The sequence below is a fragment of the Parazoarcus sp. PS-13 R2A genome (assembly GCF_057621855.1).
The window spans coordinates 24308-39920 of record NZ_JBYEXN010000022.1 but is presented as its reverse complement, the minus strand read 5'-3'; the positions used below and the strand labels follow the sequence as shown (position 1 = coordinate 39920).

The following is a 15613-nucleotide window of genomic DNA, read 5'->3' as shown; positions in this document are numbered from 1 at the left end:
CGGGATCCGTCGCGTGGCTCGCGGCTTTCAATCACCGTAGCTAGTTGAGTCGTGGGCACATCGTGCATCCGAGTTGCCACGTTGTCGCGCTAACAAAAGGGGGTTTTTCCTGCATATAAATCGGAAAAGTGCGCAGAACCTCATAAAGTTCGCCTGGATTGCGCAATCCACACTTTCACCATCGCGCACGCCCGAATCCACCGCGTAGGGGATGACCAAGCCCAGTAGCGTCTAGGGTACGTAGCCGATCTTTGGGGCAAGCGACTCTATAGCCGCCCACAGAGATGTGTATCAACTGAGCAAGCGTTTTTCGGAATCTGAATCCGAATTGCTGCTTGGATTGCTGTTTACAGATTACAGATGCCAAATCACCTTCAGACGTCGTCCACTACACGCAGATGGTCAGTGACGAGACGCTGCTTGAGCGGATGACGACGCATTGGCGGGTGTTGGATGCACGACGCCTCGGCGAGTCGGGCGTACCCGGACTTCGTGTGGCTGTTGTCGGCCTAGGAGAGGGGATTTCAGTGCATTACCCGCGACCCGACGATGAGGGGGTACGGTACGCGCTGAAACTGAGCACAGGGGAGGTCGTATGCTTAAATTGATCGAGAGCCTCCCGCTGCGCTGGCGTGATGCGGTGTGGGGTGCACTGGTGGGCGATGCGCTTGGCGTCCCGCATGAGTTTAAGGCAGGGAAGGATATTCCGCTCCCAAACGCCATTGAGATGCGAATGCCGAGGGAATATCCCAAGACCTATGGCGCCATTCCCTACGGGACTTGGTCCGATGACGGTAGCCAGATGCTTGCGCTCTTGTCCACGCTGAAGGCCGGTGATGGGCACTATGATGCGGCCCTGTTCGGTCAGAATCTTTTGGCATGGATGCGCGAGGCGAGGTTTCAGGCGGGTGGCGTGGTGTTCGACTGCGGCATCCAGACTCGCCACGCTCTTGAGGCATTGGCGGAGGGCGCGCCCCTTGCATTGGACCCAAACGCATGCGGCAATGGCAGCCTGATGCGCGTATTGCCTGTGGCGGCTTTGCCCGACTGGTTTGGCATCTCCGAGCCGATGGCTTTGGCTGCGGCCATGGCGCAATCGGCGGTGACGCACCCCAATCGCAAGGCGCGGGTGATTTGTGCGCTGTATGTTGAGTTGTGCTGGGAGGTTGCTGGCGCATGGCCGGTCAACTGGTCTGCGGCCGTGGCACGCGCTGGCGCACGGTTGAGGGAGCGGGGCGTCTTGTCGGCCCAAGGCTTGGCCGCACTCTCGAGCATTCTCGATTACGAGAAAACGGCTATGCCCACGGGTACGGGTTATGCCCTCAACACCTTCTGGTCTGCCATTTGGGCACTCGAGGGCAGTGGCACGATCAGTGAGGCATTGCGGAAAGCGATTTCTTTAGGCAACGACACCGACACCGTTGCGTGCGTTACCGGTGGGCTCGCGGGCGCTGCGCAAGGTCTGGACGCAAAAGCGCGGCAATGGCTGGCGGAGCTCATTGTCTAGTCAGGACTGTGTTGCGGATGAGAGGATAGGGCAGCGCAGATGATCTTGGTTTTTGACTGCCCATAATCGGTCGTGGGCTTCTCGTGAAATATTTCACAGTTCTCAAAAAACCCTATTTGCGTAATCAATTGATCTGCTAGCATCTAGCTGTCGTAAGTTTTAACAAGGGCAAACTGCACGAAAGTGCAGGGCGCAAAGCCATCGGGCCTTACCCCATTCATGGGCTGGCAGCCGGGTTGCACGGTTGAAGCTATTCCTCCTTGTATCCCGGCTTTATGGAGGAATCATGAGCAAGCAGGTACGACGCTCCCGGCACAGCAGGATCAATTCCTGCACGCACTCCACAGCACTATTTCCCCTTGATGAAGCGATTGGCGAGCAAGACCTCGTCGACGCTGGGCCACGAGGTCCCGGTCGTGTGACCAACCTGACAATCTCCGCATTTTCGAGTGGCAACCGCTCGAACTTCAGCGGATTGACGCTGCCGCTTTTTATCGAAAAAAAAGCAGCCCTTCAAAAGCAATAGAAGATCAGGTTGTGCGCTACCGTCAGTTGAATGTTTTTGCGCCAGGTATTCAACGGCGGCGCAATTACGGTCCGAACATCTCCAAAAAATAACGAAATTATGTATTCATACGGGAGCTTGAGAAAATGAAAGTTCGAGTGTTTGCCGCTGCGATGATTTCTTTGTTGTCCTGCATTGCGTCTGCTCAGGACTTGCGCGACCAGCTTAACATTCAGACCGGAAAGGCTGAGTTGGTCATTCCCGAAATGCAACCGCAGGATGTGGCAAACCAGGTGCAGGATGCACTTGCGCAGTTCTCCATTCCTGCAAATCTGAACTATCGTACGTTGCCTACAGAAGCCCCGGCAAGACCGGCTCAGCCAACTTCAAAACAGGTCTATGTGCAGGGGACGCCGGCGATCGAATACCAATGTGAGGCGGCATACGCCGAAGTGCTTAAGCGGCCACCACCGGTGCAAAACGCATTTTATTTTAATGCAGAGATTCTGCAGGCGTGCATGTACTCGTTCAAGGGTGGCGTGAAGGTTTATCTCATCTTCACAGTTATGAAGAAAACGGAATCGCTGACGAGTGGATTGTTTAACGGAATCACAAAAGCTATCAGAGGCGATGACGGTGATCGCATTACTAGCCAGCTCACCGAAAGCATTGAGGCGATAAGGAAGAATATTCCAACCGTACTCGTTGAGCGACTCGAGGCGCCGGGAAAGGCAGTGCAGGAGCCGGATAAAGCGGCGGTGGCAGCCCTGATGCCGGCCAAGACAGTGCCTGTGGTAACACAAGCCGAGCCTGTCGTTCAGAATGTCAATCAGCCTGCAGCTAAAGAGAGCAAGCCGTCGTCCATTGATCTCTCCCTTGTAGGTGCAAGAAAAGAATTAACCGCGATGGGCTTTAAGTTTTACGACCAGGATCAATTCGTAGATGCTGCGCGACGCAATGATTATCTGACGGTTAGACTTTTTCTTGCCGCGTGTGGAATCAGTCCGAGTGGTCCGGATAGCAGGGGTGAGACGGCACTAGCACTATCAAGCAAGAATCCTCAGATGAATATGATTCTGACCGCGTTCGCAGAGGCTGAGAAGGTAGGGCAGTACCCCGGAAATATAGCTGAGGCTGTACTTGCAAAGTAGTGAATTCCGCTCTTTTTTGGGATTATAGCTGAGTAACCACTTTCTTTCTTCGGCTCATTTCCCCGTATTTCGTTTGAACGAGGCGAGGGCTTTGTTTTCACTGGAGATTAGACATGGGCTGGACTACTGATGGGTTGATTAGCGCTGTCGAGTGTATCGACCTTCCACAGCATGACATGTCGGTCTCGAGTTTGAAGTGCAACTCCGGGTCGGACTTAAAAATTTAAACCGCCGAATCATTAGCAAAAAGATATTATTAATATTTATTAGGGCGTGCAGAAGCGATGAAATTTAATTATTATATTCCAGTCTTTATGGTTCTTACATTCTCATCTGCATTTGCTACCGACGTGAATCAGTCTTCCGGCAAGCGCGAACAGTTATTTGGAACTTGGAGTTGCGATGTTTCTATAGTTGAAAGCGGAATTGAGGTTAAGGTTGTTTCTGAAGACACCTACGTCCGAAACGGAAGATTCAATTCTTTCGGTACTTTGACTATGTTGTTTTCTAAAGATACCCCCCCTGTTGAGTACTCGATCGCTTCAACTGGAACATGGGAAATTGACAAAAATTATCTTGTGAGTACCTTTACTGATTTGAAAGTCGTTAGCTTGAGTCATCCTGAGTTGGAGAAATTATTTAATGTTCAGGAGATGTTTCCTACGAACATGGCTGAGTCTGCTGAAATTTTAGAGCTGACCGATACTGTGCTCTCGGCAAGAAGTGAGTCTAACGGTCAGCGCTACAACTGCATCAAGAAGGAAATGAAGCCTTGAAATGCGGGGGCAAACCGGCAGACTCAAGAATAGTGGAAGTTGCCGTTTAGCCTAGCGGAGAAAGGGGCCTTGGCCGGCGGTTCGGCTATTCGGTGCTCAGCCAGAGCCGAGCACTCCAAGTGGCCTTTACCGATCATGTTCAATCGGCAGACGACCTAGCCCGGGTCCGGCACATACTCGATCTCGGGCAGCACAAGTTCCCAGCATCGACACTTCACCCGTTCCAGCTCGTTCTCTTTTGCGTGACGCACGAGGACCGCAGCGATGCGTACCGCAATGATCTCGCCCTGTGGAGGGCGGAATTTCGACGACATTCTCGCGACTGCAATACCCGTTGTATCCGCTAGTTCCCACCCGTTACCGCTCTCACGAGGGCGCAGGGTGAGGCTGCTGCCGATATCGAGTTGAGCCAGCGCAATGTGAATGGGCGCTGCTGGGCTGAAGTAGTCGGGCCAGGAAAGGACGATCTGCTCGGGGTCGGCGCACCACACTCGGTGAGATACGCCGTGCTCGGCGTGCATCGCAACGGGTCTGGATCTCAGAACAAGGCCTTCGGCGTCTCTAACAAAGGGGTGTCGCCCGCCAATCCGCTCGCACAGCGTGTTTCAAATGCCGCCAGGTAATCCTCACCACTCTTTGTCTCGATAGCCTCCAGATCCGGGCGATTCTCGGACGCTGACGAGTGTGTCGGTAGTGCCGGATGATCAGTTGCGGGTGGAATCGCTGGGCCGACGGCGAGATGACGGAGTTCGGGTGCGAGCCAATAACCACGGATGGCACGTTCGCCAAGTTTCTAACTGCCCTCGCGGACGACTCCGTTATTGCTCTCCGATTTCGCCCGCACGCCCCAGCCTTTAAAGAGCAGACCGCTCACGATTTCATCGACGTCTTCCGTGTAGTAACCGCCGCCCTAGCGATCACTGCCGTGCTCGGGTGTGGACGCAGCGAAACCGTATCGACCCGTAGATGCTTGCTTTTGCTTATAGGGGAAGAGCGTCTGCCCGTCAGTGGTAAGTAGCGCGACTCGCTTCTCAATGCTCATGTGGTCTCCAGGCGCCGTGATGGTGTAGCAAATAAATTTATGCGGTTCGGGCAGGACTGGTGCATGATCGCTCAATGAAAAATTTGCTACGAATAAGCGCCGTGCTCAAGCCTTCGAGTGAATAAGGCTGCCATGAGCATGGTACGTCGTGAGTTGCGTTGACGATTTTCGCACCAGCACGGGCTGGAGGTCGAAGTTGTGGATTGTGCAATCCACAGCTTTCGTGGTGGCTGAGCATGTGCGGGGAGTCACCGGAGGAAGGCACGGCTGAGCGGCAGAACTTCGGCCAATGCTGACCTTGGGCCTCTGGCCCGCCTCGGGCGGCAATGTGCCGATCACCTGCCGCTCACCTGCTTGTTGAGGTCAATGACCGCTTGTCACTTCAGGCTGCAGGCGGACCCGACCCGTTGTTGCCTTTCGCATCGGCGGTCCGAGTTGCCGGTTTGCAGCGATAGCCGACGTTGGCTCACTCCCGCCGGAGATTCCAGCCGTCCAAGCCAGCTTGGACATGACGTAGCCAACGTGGGTGAATCTACGCGGTGTTCGTATTCCGTTTCAAATAGCTATTCTGTCGCTGCTTGTCCAGTTGCCCCTTGGAGTGCGGGAGTTTCGCTAAACTTGTCACATGACATTAGGGAGGGGTGGCCGAAAACATGGCGGACCATGAGTTGGTGCGGCCGAGTCGAGACGGGGATCAATTTCACTACCACTGGGCGGCGCGCCATTGCCTCGCCCTGTTGCCCGGTTCGGGAGACCTTGTTGCCGTCTCGATCGAAGGGGCATCGACCTCGGAAGGCGCAGTGTCAGTGGAGGATGGCGACGAACTGATCGACGTCGGTCTCTATTACGGCAGCGAGGTGTTGGAAGACGCCCGCAGCGTCCAATACGTCCAGCTCAAACACTCGACTAGGCACGCCCAGGAGCCCTGGACGGCAAGCGGCCTCAAGAAGACCCTGCGAGGATTCGCAAAGCGCTTCTCCGGCCTTCTGCAGCGATTCCCTGCCTCGACCCTCAAGGAGAGGTTCCGGTTCAAGTTCACGACTAACCGGCCGATTGAGCAGAAGGTTCAAGAGGCTCTCGAAGATTTGGCAAGCGCAGGGGCGCCTCGCCATCCGACCATCCAGGCCACACTGGTTCGGCACACGCAGCTGGCTGCTTCTCTCGCGGCCGACTTCTTCAATATCTTCTCCGCGGATGGCGGTGAACCTGGCCTTTGGGCTCAGCGGAACCTGCTCGTCCAAGACGTCGGCATCTATCTAGCCGACGCGGACTTTGACTCCCCGGTGCAACTCAAGGAGCTAGTTGCACGCAAGGCCACCTCCGAGTTCGCCGCCGATCCTGCTATTCGCCGCCACGACGTACTGCGCGCGTTGAAGGCCACAGAGTCGGATCTCCTTCCAGCGCCTTGCCTGATCGTCGCCCCCTTCGACATGTTACCGCGGGATCAGGAAGCTGAAATCCGTAGTGCGCTCCTCGCGGCAACGCACCCGATCGTTCTCCATGCGGAGGGCGGCGTTGGCAAGTCTGTCCTCGCTTCACGCCTTGCGGCATCCATGCCCAGCGGTTCCATTGCCGTCCTCTATGACTGCTTCGGCGACGGCCTCTATCGGAACGCACTGCATTTCAGGCATCGACATCGCGACGCGCTCGTGCAGATCGCCAACGAGCTTGCAGCCCAAGGCCTGTGCCACCCACTGATTCCGTCCGCACATGCGGACGCCAAGCTCTTCATGCGCGCCTTCAGCGGCAGGCTCAGGCAGGCTATCGGGCTGCTGCGTGCGCGGGATCCCCAGGCAAGTCTGTGCCTGATCATCGACGCCGCAGACAACGCCGACATGGCCGCCGAAGAGCGAGGTGAGACTGCCTTCGTCCGGGATCTGATCCGCACGCCATTCCCTGACGGCATCAGGCTCGCCTTCACCTGCAGAACACACCGTCGGGAGCGCCTTGGCGCCCCTCCTGACGCCCACCAGATCGAGTTGCGACCTTTCAATCAGGCGGAAACGACGAAGTTCCTGCGACGCACGTACCCTGAGGCAACTGACGCGAACGCAGCCGAATTCGCCGTTCTCAGCAGTGCGAACCCTCGTGTCCAAGCCTTGGCGCTGAGCCGGCAGCTGCCCATCGAGCAGATGCTCAGGGAGCTCGGTCCAATGCCATCTACAGTCGAAAGAGCCATCGGCGAGCTGCTGCAACGAGCCATCGACAAGCTCAAGGATCAAGTTGGCAATGTCGAGTCGGCGCAGATTGATCTCATCTGCGAAGGACTGGCCTTGCTTCGGCCGTTGGTGCCCATTTCGGTTCTGGCTCAGATATCCAGCACTCCCGAGAGCGCTGTTCGGAGTTTTGCGCTTGACCTCGGCCGCCCGCTACTCGTCAAGGGAGGCAGCCTCCACTTCCTCGATGAGCCGGCCGAAACATGGTTTCGGGAGCATTTCAAGCCTGACCCCGCGAACCTAGCGTCATTCCTTATGCGACTAAGGCCGCTTGCAAAAGACAGTTCCTACGTTGCCTCGACCCTGCCCCAACTGCTTCTTTCGGCTGGACACATGGATGAATTGGTCGAGCTGGCGCTGTCAGAAGAAGGCCTGCCAATCACGAATCCACTGGAACGGCGGGACGTAGAACTCCAACGGCTGACCTTTGCGCTTAAGGCGTGCCTGCAAAACGGTCGGTACGCCGCTGCGGCGAAGTTGGCACTTAAGGCTGGCGGTGAAGCGGCCGGCGAGGCGCGTCAGACGAGGCTGATCCAGGACAACACCGATATCGCGGCCACCCTCCTGTCCCCCGATCGAATCGACGAACTCGTGTCGAGGCGCACGTTCGGCGCGCACTGGATGGGGGCGCACCATGCCTACGACGCCGGCCTACTTTCGGGCCGCAGCGAGTTCTTGGCGGAGGCCGGCAGTCGGTTGCGTATGGCGATGGACTGGTTAGCTGCGTGGTCGCGACGCCCTTCGGAAGAAAGGAAGGATGAGCGCGTCGACGACGCTGATCGGGCAGAACTCGCGATGGCTCATCTGCGAGTGTTGGGGCCGGAGGCTGCTGCCAATTTCCTCAGGAGTTGGAGGCCGCGTCGTCTGGTCCTCAGGGCAAGCAAGCGACTCGCACAGCGTCTCATGGACCTTGGCCAGTACGAGCAACTCGATTCGCTGGCAAGGCATGGAACGAACGACCTGTGGTTGTTGCTTGGATTGGTGGCGGAAGCATCCCGCGTTGGCCATTGCATTCCGCCCGAGCCGCTGGCACGGCTCATGAGTACTTTGACGGATCGTCGAATCCGGCTGCAGGACTCCTCGATGCAGTGGGACGACCGCTGGGAGGCGCTAGAGGCGGTGACAGCTGCCATATCAGTGTCACTGCGTGTCCTTCCCCGTAACGACGCGGTGTGGGCGGAGATTCTGCGGCGCCATCTGCCGGACAAGCCACCGTCGGAACTCTCAGACCGCTTCCGCTCAGACCGCGCACCGTTGTTGAGAGCATACGCGCTGGAGGCGGCATTGCGGGGGGAGCAGCTTTCCCTGTTCGCTATCGCACCGCCCGATGTCCGCAAGGAACTGGAGGTTAAAGATAGACACAGCCGGAGTGCCGACACCGCCGCATTTGAACAGCTGACCGGTGGCGTTCTGCCTTGGTTTGTACTGGGCGCCGAGATCGCATGCGGACGAACGCCCTCAGACCTGAGCAAAGCCCTTGAAGACACGCTCAAGGTAACAACTAGCGCGGCGTCTCAGGACTATCAGAACCTATTCAATGTCCAGCAAGTAGCGGCCATCGAGTGGGTCCGCGTCCTACGAGATGCCTCCGCGACCGCGGCGACGTTCGTGGTCCCCCTTCGCGCTTGGATCGGCAGCAAAGAAAACCTTCTCTGGCCCGAAACCCTCACGGCCATGTGCCGGATCGCTGCCCGGACAGAGGGGCTTTCTGGTCTCGCGCTGGAACTCGCTGTGGCGGCCTTCGAGTCTCTGGAGGCCTCGCGGGAGAGCGCTGAAGTAAGGACCGATGCCTATCAGCGCTTGGCTCGTGCCGTTCTCCAGGCCAGCAGCACCGAGGCCGCGGCCTACTTCAATCGGGCGATCGAGATCTCCAGTCGTATTGGCGACGAGAACCTGGATCGCTGGTCCGCATTACTCCACCTGGCCGAGGCCAGCGCGCAGAAGGATCAGCCCCGCCCACGGTCCGCGCATTGTCTCGCCAGGGTCGCCGAGCTGACGTATGAGTACGTAGCCCGCGACAAGCACTTCGACTGGCGGCGAACGGTCGATGCGCTCCTCGGCCTTTGCGCCCCGTCGGCGCTGACCATCCTGAGTCGGTGGCGCGATAGGGACTTCGGGTCCGCCGGAAGGCTTTTCAGAACGGCCGTGTACAGCCTCGTTCGAGCCGGTCGGCTACCCGCAATCGCGCCAGTCGCGTTGTCAGGACTAAATGCGGAATGGGATGGTCTCGATGACGTCAAGCGGGCTGTCGAAGCGGAAACCCATCCCGCCCGGCAAAGGGCGGTGCTCCAGATCGGGTATCGCTATATGCGCGTTGCCCCTCAGGCCGAGACGACCTGGGCGGGCCTTGCCGAGCTTGCGAGCAAGCTCGGCGTCGAGTTGCCGGACATCGACAGGTTGCTTGCGGCGACGCGGTCTGCCGTTGCTGTGGCGAGCCCGCAGTCTGAGCCGCCAGACACGCCCCATAACGCCGTCGAACGGAGGGATCCCGATTGGAATCAGCTGTTCGGCGGCATTGACCTTGCCAATTCAGAAGCGCTGCGACGAGCTTACGCCGATCTCAGGACCTTCGATCCGCCGTACCAGCTGGAAGAGTTCTACAAGGAGGGCTTCCAGCACAGCAGCCCGGGCAAGATGGCCGAGTTCGTCCTTGCCATTGCAGCGTGGCCCGACTTCGGCGTCTTCGAGCTGAGGTATCTCCTAGATGCCGTTCCCGAAACAGGCGCAAGGTTGCTTTCACTTCGCAAGGCGTTACGCGAGGCAACCCTGGCCGCATGTCGAAACACCCCCGAGTATGCCCGACGTCGTGGTTGGGGAAGTGTTTTCCCCTCCAAGCGTCTTTCCGCGCAAGGCATAGTGTCCGACAAGGACGTGGTCGCTGCCATCCTGCAGGGCTTTACAGGACAGATCGACACGCTCGACGCAGGGGAGTTCTTTCTGCTGGCGGATCCCTTGGCCTCCTGCCTTTCTCCGGAGGACGCCGACAACGTGCTGAATTTTGGACTGAGCCTACTTGAGGACGTTCTTCGCCCTGAAGACGGCGACGGCCCCTGGCACGACGGGTTGATGCCTCCGCCGTCCTGCGACGAAGCGTTGGCTGGCTATCTGTGGGTCGGCCTTGGATCGCCTACGGCGGCCGAGCGATGGGAGACTGCGCATGTGGTCAGGATGTGCTTGGAGCTTGACTGGACTCCGTTACTATCGGCCCTCGCGGCCCGCGCCGCCTCGGGTTCTGCAACGCCGTTTGTTGATCGGGGATTGGTGTTTTACGAATGGCATGCCCGTCAGTGGTTGCTCATGGGCCTAGCCCGCGGCGCACTTGACCGACCAACTGCAGTCCAGCCGTTTGTCTCGTTCCTGAAGGCATCAGCAAATGAAGAGCATGTTGTGCTCCGCCACTTTGCTGTCGAAACTTTGAAGATCTTGCATGCTTCAGGTGTTGTTTCGGCGGAAAGCATTGCCGGCCTTGACGGGACGAACGTCAGTCGTTTCCCCTTGGACATATATTCGGGGTGGCGCGACACCTCTCGCGATGATGAGCCCCCGAATGAGTCCGACATCACGGATGACGAGAAGTACTACTTCGGCATCGATATCGGCCCATACTGGTTCGCGCCATTGGGTCGAGCCTTTGGAATCAATGAAGGTTCGGTGGAACGCCGCGCCCGACAGGCGCTGCGCGAGCGAATGGGTGTGAGCTATGGAAGGGCACGAGATGATGCGCGCTACAAGCGGAAAATCTACCGCAGCGATGGCACCAATCACTCTCACGGCAGCATGCCGCGCGTCGATGATCTGCGCGCATACCATTCGTACCATGCGATGATGATAGTGGCCGCTCGACTGCTGGAAACGTGCTCAGTCGGCAAGAGCGAGGACGAGTCCAGGAATGAGTTTGAACAATGGCTCGAAGGGCAGCTGTTGACCCGCAACGACGGGTGTTGGCTCGCAGACCGGCGAGATCCATATTTGATCGAAGAGCCGCCGAAGCCGCAGGGGTACGGTGACAAGATTTGGTGCTGGAGCGTGACCGCTGAGTATCTGGATCGGCAGTTGCTAACCGATGACGGCTTGCAGGTTCTTTGGGGATACTGGAGCAGCGGGCACAGAGATGACGAAGAAACGGTCTCCATCCGCAGCGCCCTCGTTGCGAAAGATCGAGCCTCCGCGCTGCTCGCCGCGCTTCAAACCACGCCGCGACCCGACAGCATCTTCTTTCCCGCCTCAGACGATTCCGATATTCCCAAGACCGGTTTATTCCGGCTTGTTGGATGGTTAGCGAGCCAGAATGAACCGGCTCGACTGGACGAGTATGACCCTTGGGCCGACGGGCTCAACTACCCCGGACCGAGACCAGCCCCTTCCATCATCGAGAAGCTAGGGTTGAGTGCGGACGCTGACGGCCGGCGCTGGGCCTCGGCGTCTGGATCGTTTCTCCGCAGCGAATCATGGACGCGGGTCGTTGGTTTCGGAAGAGAACAGGAAAATGTCGCTGGAACGCGCTTGAGCAGCGACCTTAATTTCTTACGGGAGCTGCTGAAGGCATACCCTCAAGACTGCCTTGTGCTCAGTGTTTCTGTGCGTCGTAAGCCGCAACGTCGGGGCTCGGACGACGAGTTCGAGCCGTATCCATGGCCCTACTTCCGCTACTACTTGATAGGTGATGATGGAATCGCTCGATCGCTCAAAAGCCGTGATTGACCTCGGGAAGCGACTTGTCAAAGAGCTCGAACTCGGAGACGACCTGCTAGCGCAGTGGATGGCGCACGTGATTGCAGAGCGAATGGACGCAGCCGAACGAGCCTCGCCCGAGGCACGAGGTGCGACCCAAGATGCTTGTAGGGAGGCGATCTTTAGCCTGTGGGAGCACCGAAATAGCTTGCCGCCCCACGTGCGGCCCTTCAGGGAGCTTGAGCCCCTGCTTCGAACGCTTGCATCGCTCGACGTGGACAGTGCAGCCCGCTTCCGATATTTCCCCCGCCATCCAAGCAACGAGGAACTTGAAGGTGCTGAGGTGTCGGGAAATCGCTTCCTGGAAGCTGCGGTTAACCTAGACTACGCGGCTCGTGCCTTGATTCAGTACCTGCTGAGAGCTGCAGCTGAGGACGCCGAGGAGAAGGCCGTGCCGTGGCTCAGTGCTGCCATCGACGCCAACGCAGACGCAGTGTTAGAGCTACCCGTTGTCGAGTTCGTATTACGTGGCGCAAGTGCTCCCGATGCCGACGAACTCGCACGGAAAGCACTGCTGGATAAGGTCGAGAAGCTGGAAACGTTTTCACGCTTGGCGACCGATGTGGCCGCAGAGTTCAGGAGCTGGCTCGACCAGCCTACAGAGGACGAAGACAGCCACGGCACTTGACCTTTAGCCGCACTGTGACCCGGGCTCGGCACAACGACCTGCCGCCTCAGTAGCGGCTTAACTGAACTCGCATGTCAATTGCAGGTACTGGCAAAAGTACAAGGCAGAGGTTTTGCCGGCCTAGTTCCGCTTCCAGCCTAGACCGGACCTTGATAACGCCCGCGCATGCTTCCGCTTCTGGCCGGATGCACGCCTGCGCCCGCTGTCGCCTAAGCCGCCGGTCAGGTGCGTTGTGGCAGGCCGAGCATCCGGTCTTGGCGGCACCCGCGAACAGGAACTTGCGGCCATAACTGGTCGGTCGAAGTGCATCAGGTAAAGACATTCAAGGGGCCGCATGACTCCAAAACCCGCCGGATGGGCTACGGATGCAACTCGGGCTCAATCGCGATGGTTTGATGGCTGCAGTCGGGCAGCAATATTCTGCTCACGAGGGGGGCTGGGGTTCTGTGGTCTGTCCCTAGCGCTCGTCCCGCAAGCATCCAGAGCGCACGCAGCGGCACGCGAGGCCGCAAGCTCCTACATCGGGTGAGGCGAACTGGCCGTCAACAGTCGGAACAAGGCAAACGGCAGGGGGGGGCACTCATGCTACTAGATATAACGAGCTACCTCGAAATTGCGTATTCTGACCCAATATCGCCACCCGTTATGATGGAAACTGTCCACCTGTAATGCCACAAACTGGCCGGCTGTTCTGATTGAAACTGCCCACCCGTAATGGGTCAAAGTAGGCCAGAACATCAGGCCGTCCCAGTTTCTCGCGCCCGCACTTTTCGCATCGACTCGCCACGCATCGGCAGACGCACCGCACCGCTTGTCAGCCGATCCAGAATGGCATCGGCGACGGTCGGATTTGCGCTACCCAAGTAGTCATGCCATTTATCCACCGGCAACTGGCTCGTGATGATCGTCGAGCGCCCACCACTTCGCGCGTCGACCACTTCAAGCAGATCCGTTCGCCCCTGAGCATTCAGTGCCGCCAGCCCGAAATCGTCAAGAACCAGCAAATCTGCCTTGGCCAGCAACGCCAAGCGCCTATGGAAACTGCCGTCGGCATGGCCGATCTGCAAGTCCTCCAGCAGCAGCGGCAGGCGATGAAACAAGACTGTTTTGCCGATTCGGCACGCCTGATTGCCGAAGGCGCAGGCCAGCCAAGTCTTCCCGCAACCGGTCGGCCCTGTCAGAATCATATTCAGACCACGCTCGATCCACTGACAGGTCAGGAGGGACGCCATCATGCTTTTGTCCAGACCACGGTTGTGACGATAGTCGATGTCCTCGACGCAGGCCGCCACCTTCAACTTCGCCGTCTTGAGCAAGCGCCGCAGCCGCTGGTTCTCCCGATGAGTCGCCTCGTGGTCGACTAGCATGGCAAACCTATCCTCGAAGGCTAGGCTATGGGCGGCGGCGTTGGACAATTGCTCCTCAAACCCTTGCGCCATGCCGGAGAGTTTGAGGGAGTGAAGCTTGGTCAAGGTTTGCTGAATCAACATCGTCGTCTCCTAAAAAAGTCGTCTTGGATCAATGGCAGTAATAGCCGGCGCCGCGCACGTTGGGATGATCGAAGGTCGCCTCCTCATGGGCTGGCTCCGGCAACGCCATGCGATCCATGTTCGTGCGCAGGATGGATTTCACGTTGTGGATCTCCGTCGCACCGATTTGCAGGGCGCGCGTGCAGGCGGCTTCCAGACGTTCCGGCCCCACCTCCCGCGCCACGGATTTCAGGGCCGCCACCGAACGGTAGGCCATGTCCCGGCGCACCTTCCGAGCGAACATTCCTTGCAGGAACATGTGGGTGTTCGGCCCGACTGAAATGGCCCAGTCCAATTCGTCCTCGATGGTCCAGGTCTCCAGATGTCGGTGAGCAGGATCCATGTGCAGGGGGTCCGTGGTCCTTCCGGGGCCATGGCCGCGAGCATGGCTGGCCACTCGCCGGCCGCCGTGCAGCACCTCCACCGTGTCAGCCGTCAGCCGGACATCCACCGCCTGACGAACCAGGACACACGGGACACTGTAATGGTGGGCGGCAATTTCGATGTGGTAATCGAGTCCGACTCGTAGTCGCAGGAACTCGGTGAAGGCGTAGCGCGTCTGCGGCAACGGCTTTAATGCCGGGCGATCCAGCTTCTCAAATGCCTCACGGCGACAGCCCTTGAGTTTCTGGAAAGGGCGGCTGTTTGCATCGGTCAGCAAATCCGAAATCGCCCGGTTGAGTTCCGCCAGGCTGGTAAAGACCCGTTTGCGCAGACGGAACATGATCCAGCGTTCAACGATCAGCACACCGTTTTCCGCCTTGGACTTGTCCTTTGGCTTGTAGGGCCGCGCGGGGAAGATTACGGTGCCGTAATGGGATGCCATATCCAGGTAGGTCGGATGAACATCAGGATCCGTCCGGCTGGCCCTGGTTACTGCCGATTTCAGGTTGTCGCAGACGACGACCTGCGGCACGCCGCCGAAATGCTCGAACATTCGGACATGGGATGCGATCCAGTTGGGCAGTTGCTGGCTCCAAACCGCTTCGGCATAGATGTAGCTGGATGCTCCCAGCACGCCGACAAATATTTGCGCCATCCTTTTCTCATCGGTCTTGGGATCAATGACGGGTAGCGTCGGCCCGGCATAATCGACAAATACCTTGTCGCCGGCAGCGTGCGTCTGGCGCATGTAGCGTTTGAGGGTCTGCTTGAAGTCTCGGTAAACCTGACAGAACGAACTGTAAGCAAGCCCATCAGGGTGGCAGGCCAGATATTCCAAGTGAACCCCTTGCAGGGTTGCACCCTTGAGTTTCATGGCTTCGTGAATCTCGGCCCAGTCCGGTTCGGGCTTACGGCCATTCTCCAAGACCGACAATGGCGGAAACAGTCGCCGCTCCAGGGCTGCGTCATCAATGTCGATGGGTAGCGGCCAAGATAGTCCTGCCGCCGCAGAACGGGTCAGGTAATCCTTGACGGAACCGCGGGCGATTCCGAGGCAGGCGCTGATTTGCCGCTGGCTCAACCCGTTCTCGAGGGCAAGCCGCAGCACGTCACGAATCTGTTTCATGGGCAATCTCCTGTTCGG

Annotated in this window: 9 protein-coding genes and 1 riboswitch; of the genes, 6 read left to right on the top strand and 3 right to left on the bottom strand. The window is 58.3% G+C overall.

Going from position 1 to position 15613, the window contains the following annotated elements; translation table 11 throughout:
- Positions 1 to 595 precede the first annotated feature (595 nt).
- The 4 genes from AC22G6_RS17750 (at position 596) to AC22G6_RS17735 (ending at position 3939) form a co-directional block, all read left to right on the top strand.
- Positions 596 to 1507, top strand: a complete 912-nt coding sequence (locus AC22G6_RS17750) for an ADP-ribosylglycohydrolase family protein (RefSeq protein ID WP_487367868.1) — start codon at positions 596 to 598, stop codon at positions 1505 to 1507.
- Between the two features lie 157 nt (positions 1508 to 1664).
- Positions 1665 to 1751: riboswitch (cyclic di-GMP riboswitch) on the top strand.
- A gap of 42 nt (positions 1752 to 1793) precedes the next feature.
- Positions 1794 to 2033, top strand: a complete 240-nt coding sequence (locus tag AC22G6_RS17745) for a hypothetical protein (protein ID WP_487367867.1) — start codon at positions 1794 to 1796, stop codon at positions 2031 to 2033.
- Positions 2034 to 2158: 125 nt separating this feature from the next.
- Positions 2159 to 3163, top strand: coding sequence for a hypothetical protein (locus AC22G6_RS17740; RefSeq protein WP_487367866.1), 1005 nt, complete (start codon positions 2159 to 2161; stop codon positions 3161 to 3163).
- A gap of 284 nt (positions 3164 to 3447) precedes the next feature.
- On the top strand, positions 3448 to 3939 hold the full coding sequence (locus tag AC22G6_RS17735) for a regulatory protein ToxS (RefSeq protein WP_487367865.1): 492 nt from the start codon (positions 3448 to 3450) through the stop codon (positions 3937 to 3939).
- A 155-nt stretch (positions 3940 to 4094) separates the two neighbouring features.
- Here AC22G6_RS17735 and AC22G6_RS17730 read toward each other — a convergent pair whose 3' ends face one another.
- Positions 4095 to 4460 carry a hypothetical protein gene (locus AC22G6_RS17730; protein WP_487367864.1) on the bottom strand — a complete coding sequence of 122 codons (366 nt, stop codon included), beginning with the start codon at positions 4458 to 4460 and terminating at the stop codon, positions 4095 to 4097.
- A gap of 1162 nt (positions 4461 to 5622) precedes the next feature.
- On the opposite strand from AC22G6_RS17730, the gene avs3a reads away from it, so the two are divergent.
- Both avs3a and avs3b read left to right on the top strand, forming a co-directional pair.
- Complete coding sequence (gene avs3a, locus AC22G6_RS17725) at positions 5623 to 11898, top strand: AVAST type 3 anti-phage nuclease/ATPase Avs3a (protein WP_487367863.1); 6276 nt, start codon at positions 5623 to 5625, stop codon at positions 11896 to 11898.
- Complete coding sequence (gene avs3b / locus AC22G6_RS17720) at positions 11861 to 12556, top strand: AVAST type 3 anti-phage protein Avs3b (protein ID WP_487367862.1); 696 nt, start codon at positions 11861 to 11863, stop codon at positions 12554 to 12556. The genes avs3a and avs3b overlap by 38 nt, the downstream gene beginning before the upstream one ends.
- A gap of 737 nt (positions 12557 to 13293) precedes the next feature.
- On the opposite strand, the gene istB is transcribed toward avs3b, so the two are convergent.
- Both istB and istA read right to left on the bottom strand, forming a co-directional pair.
- Positions 13294 to 14046, bottom strand: a complete 753-nt coding sequence (istB, locus tag AC22G6_RS17715) for an IS21-like element helper ATPase IstB (RefSeq protein WP_110391856.1) — start codon at positions 14044 to 14046, stop codon at positions 13294 to 13296.
- A 28-nt stretch (positions 14047 to 14074) separates the two neighbouring features.
- Positions 14075 to 15595 (bottom strand): IS21 family transposase, encoded by a 1521-nt coding sequence (gene istA / locus AC22G6_RS17710; RefSeq protein WP_110391889.1) that lies wholly within the window; start codon positions 15593 to 15595, stop codon positions 14075 to 14077.
- Between the last annotated feature and the right edge of the window lie 18 nt (positions 15596 to 15613).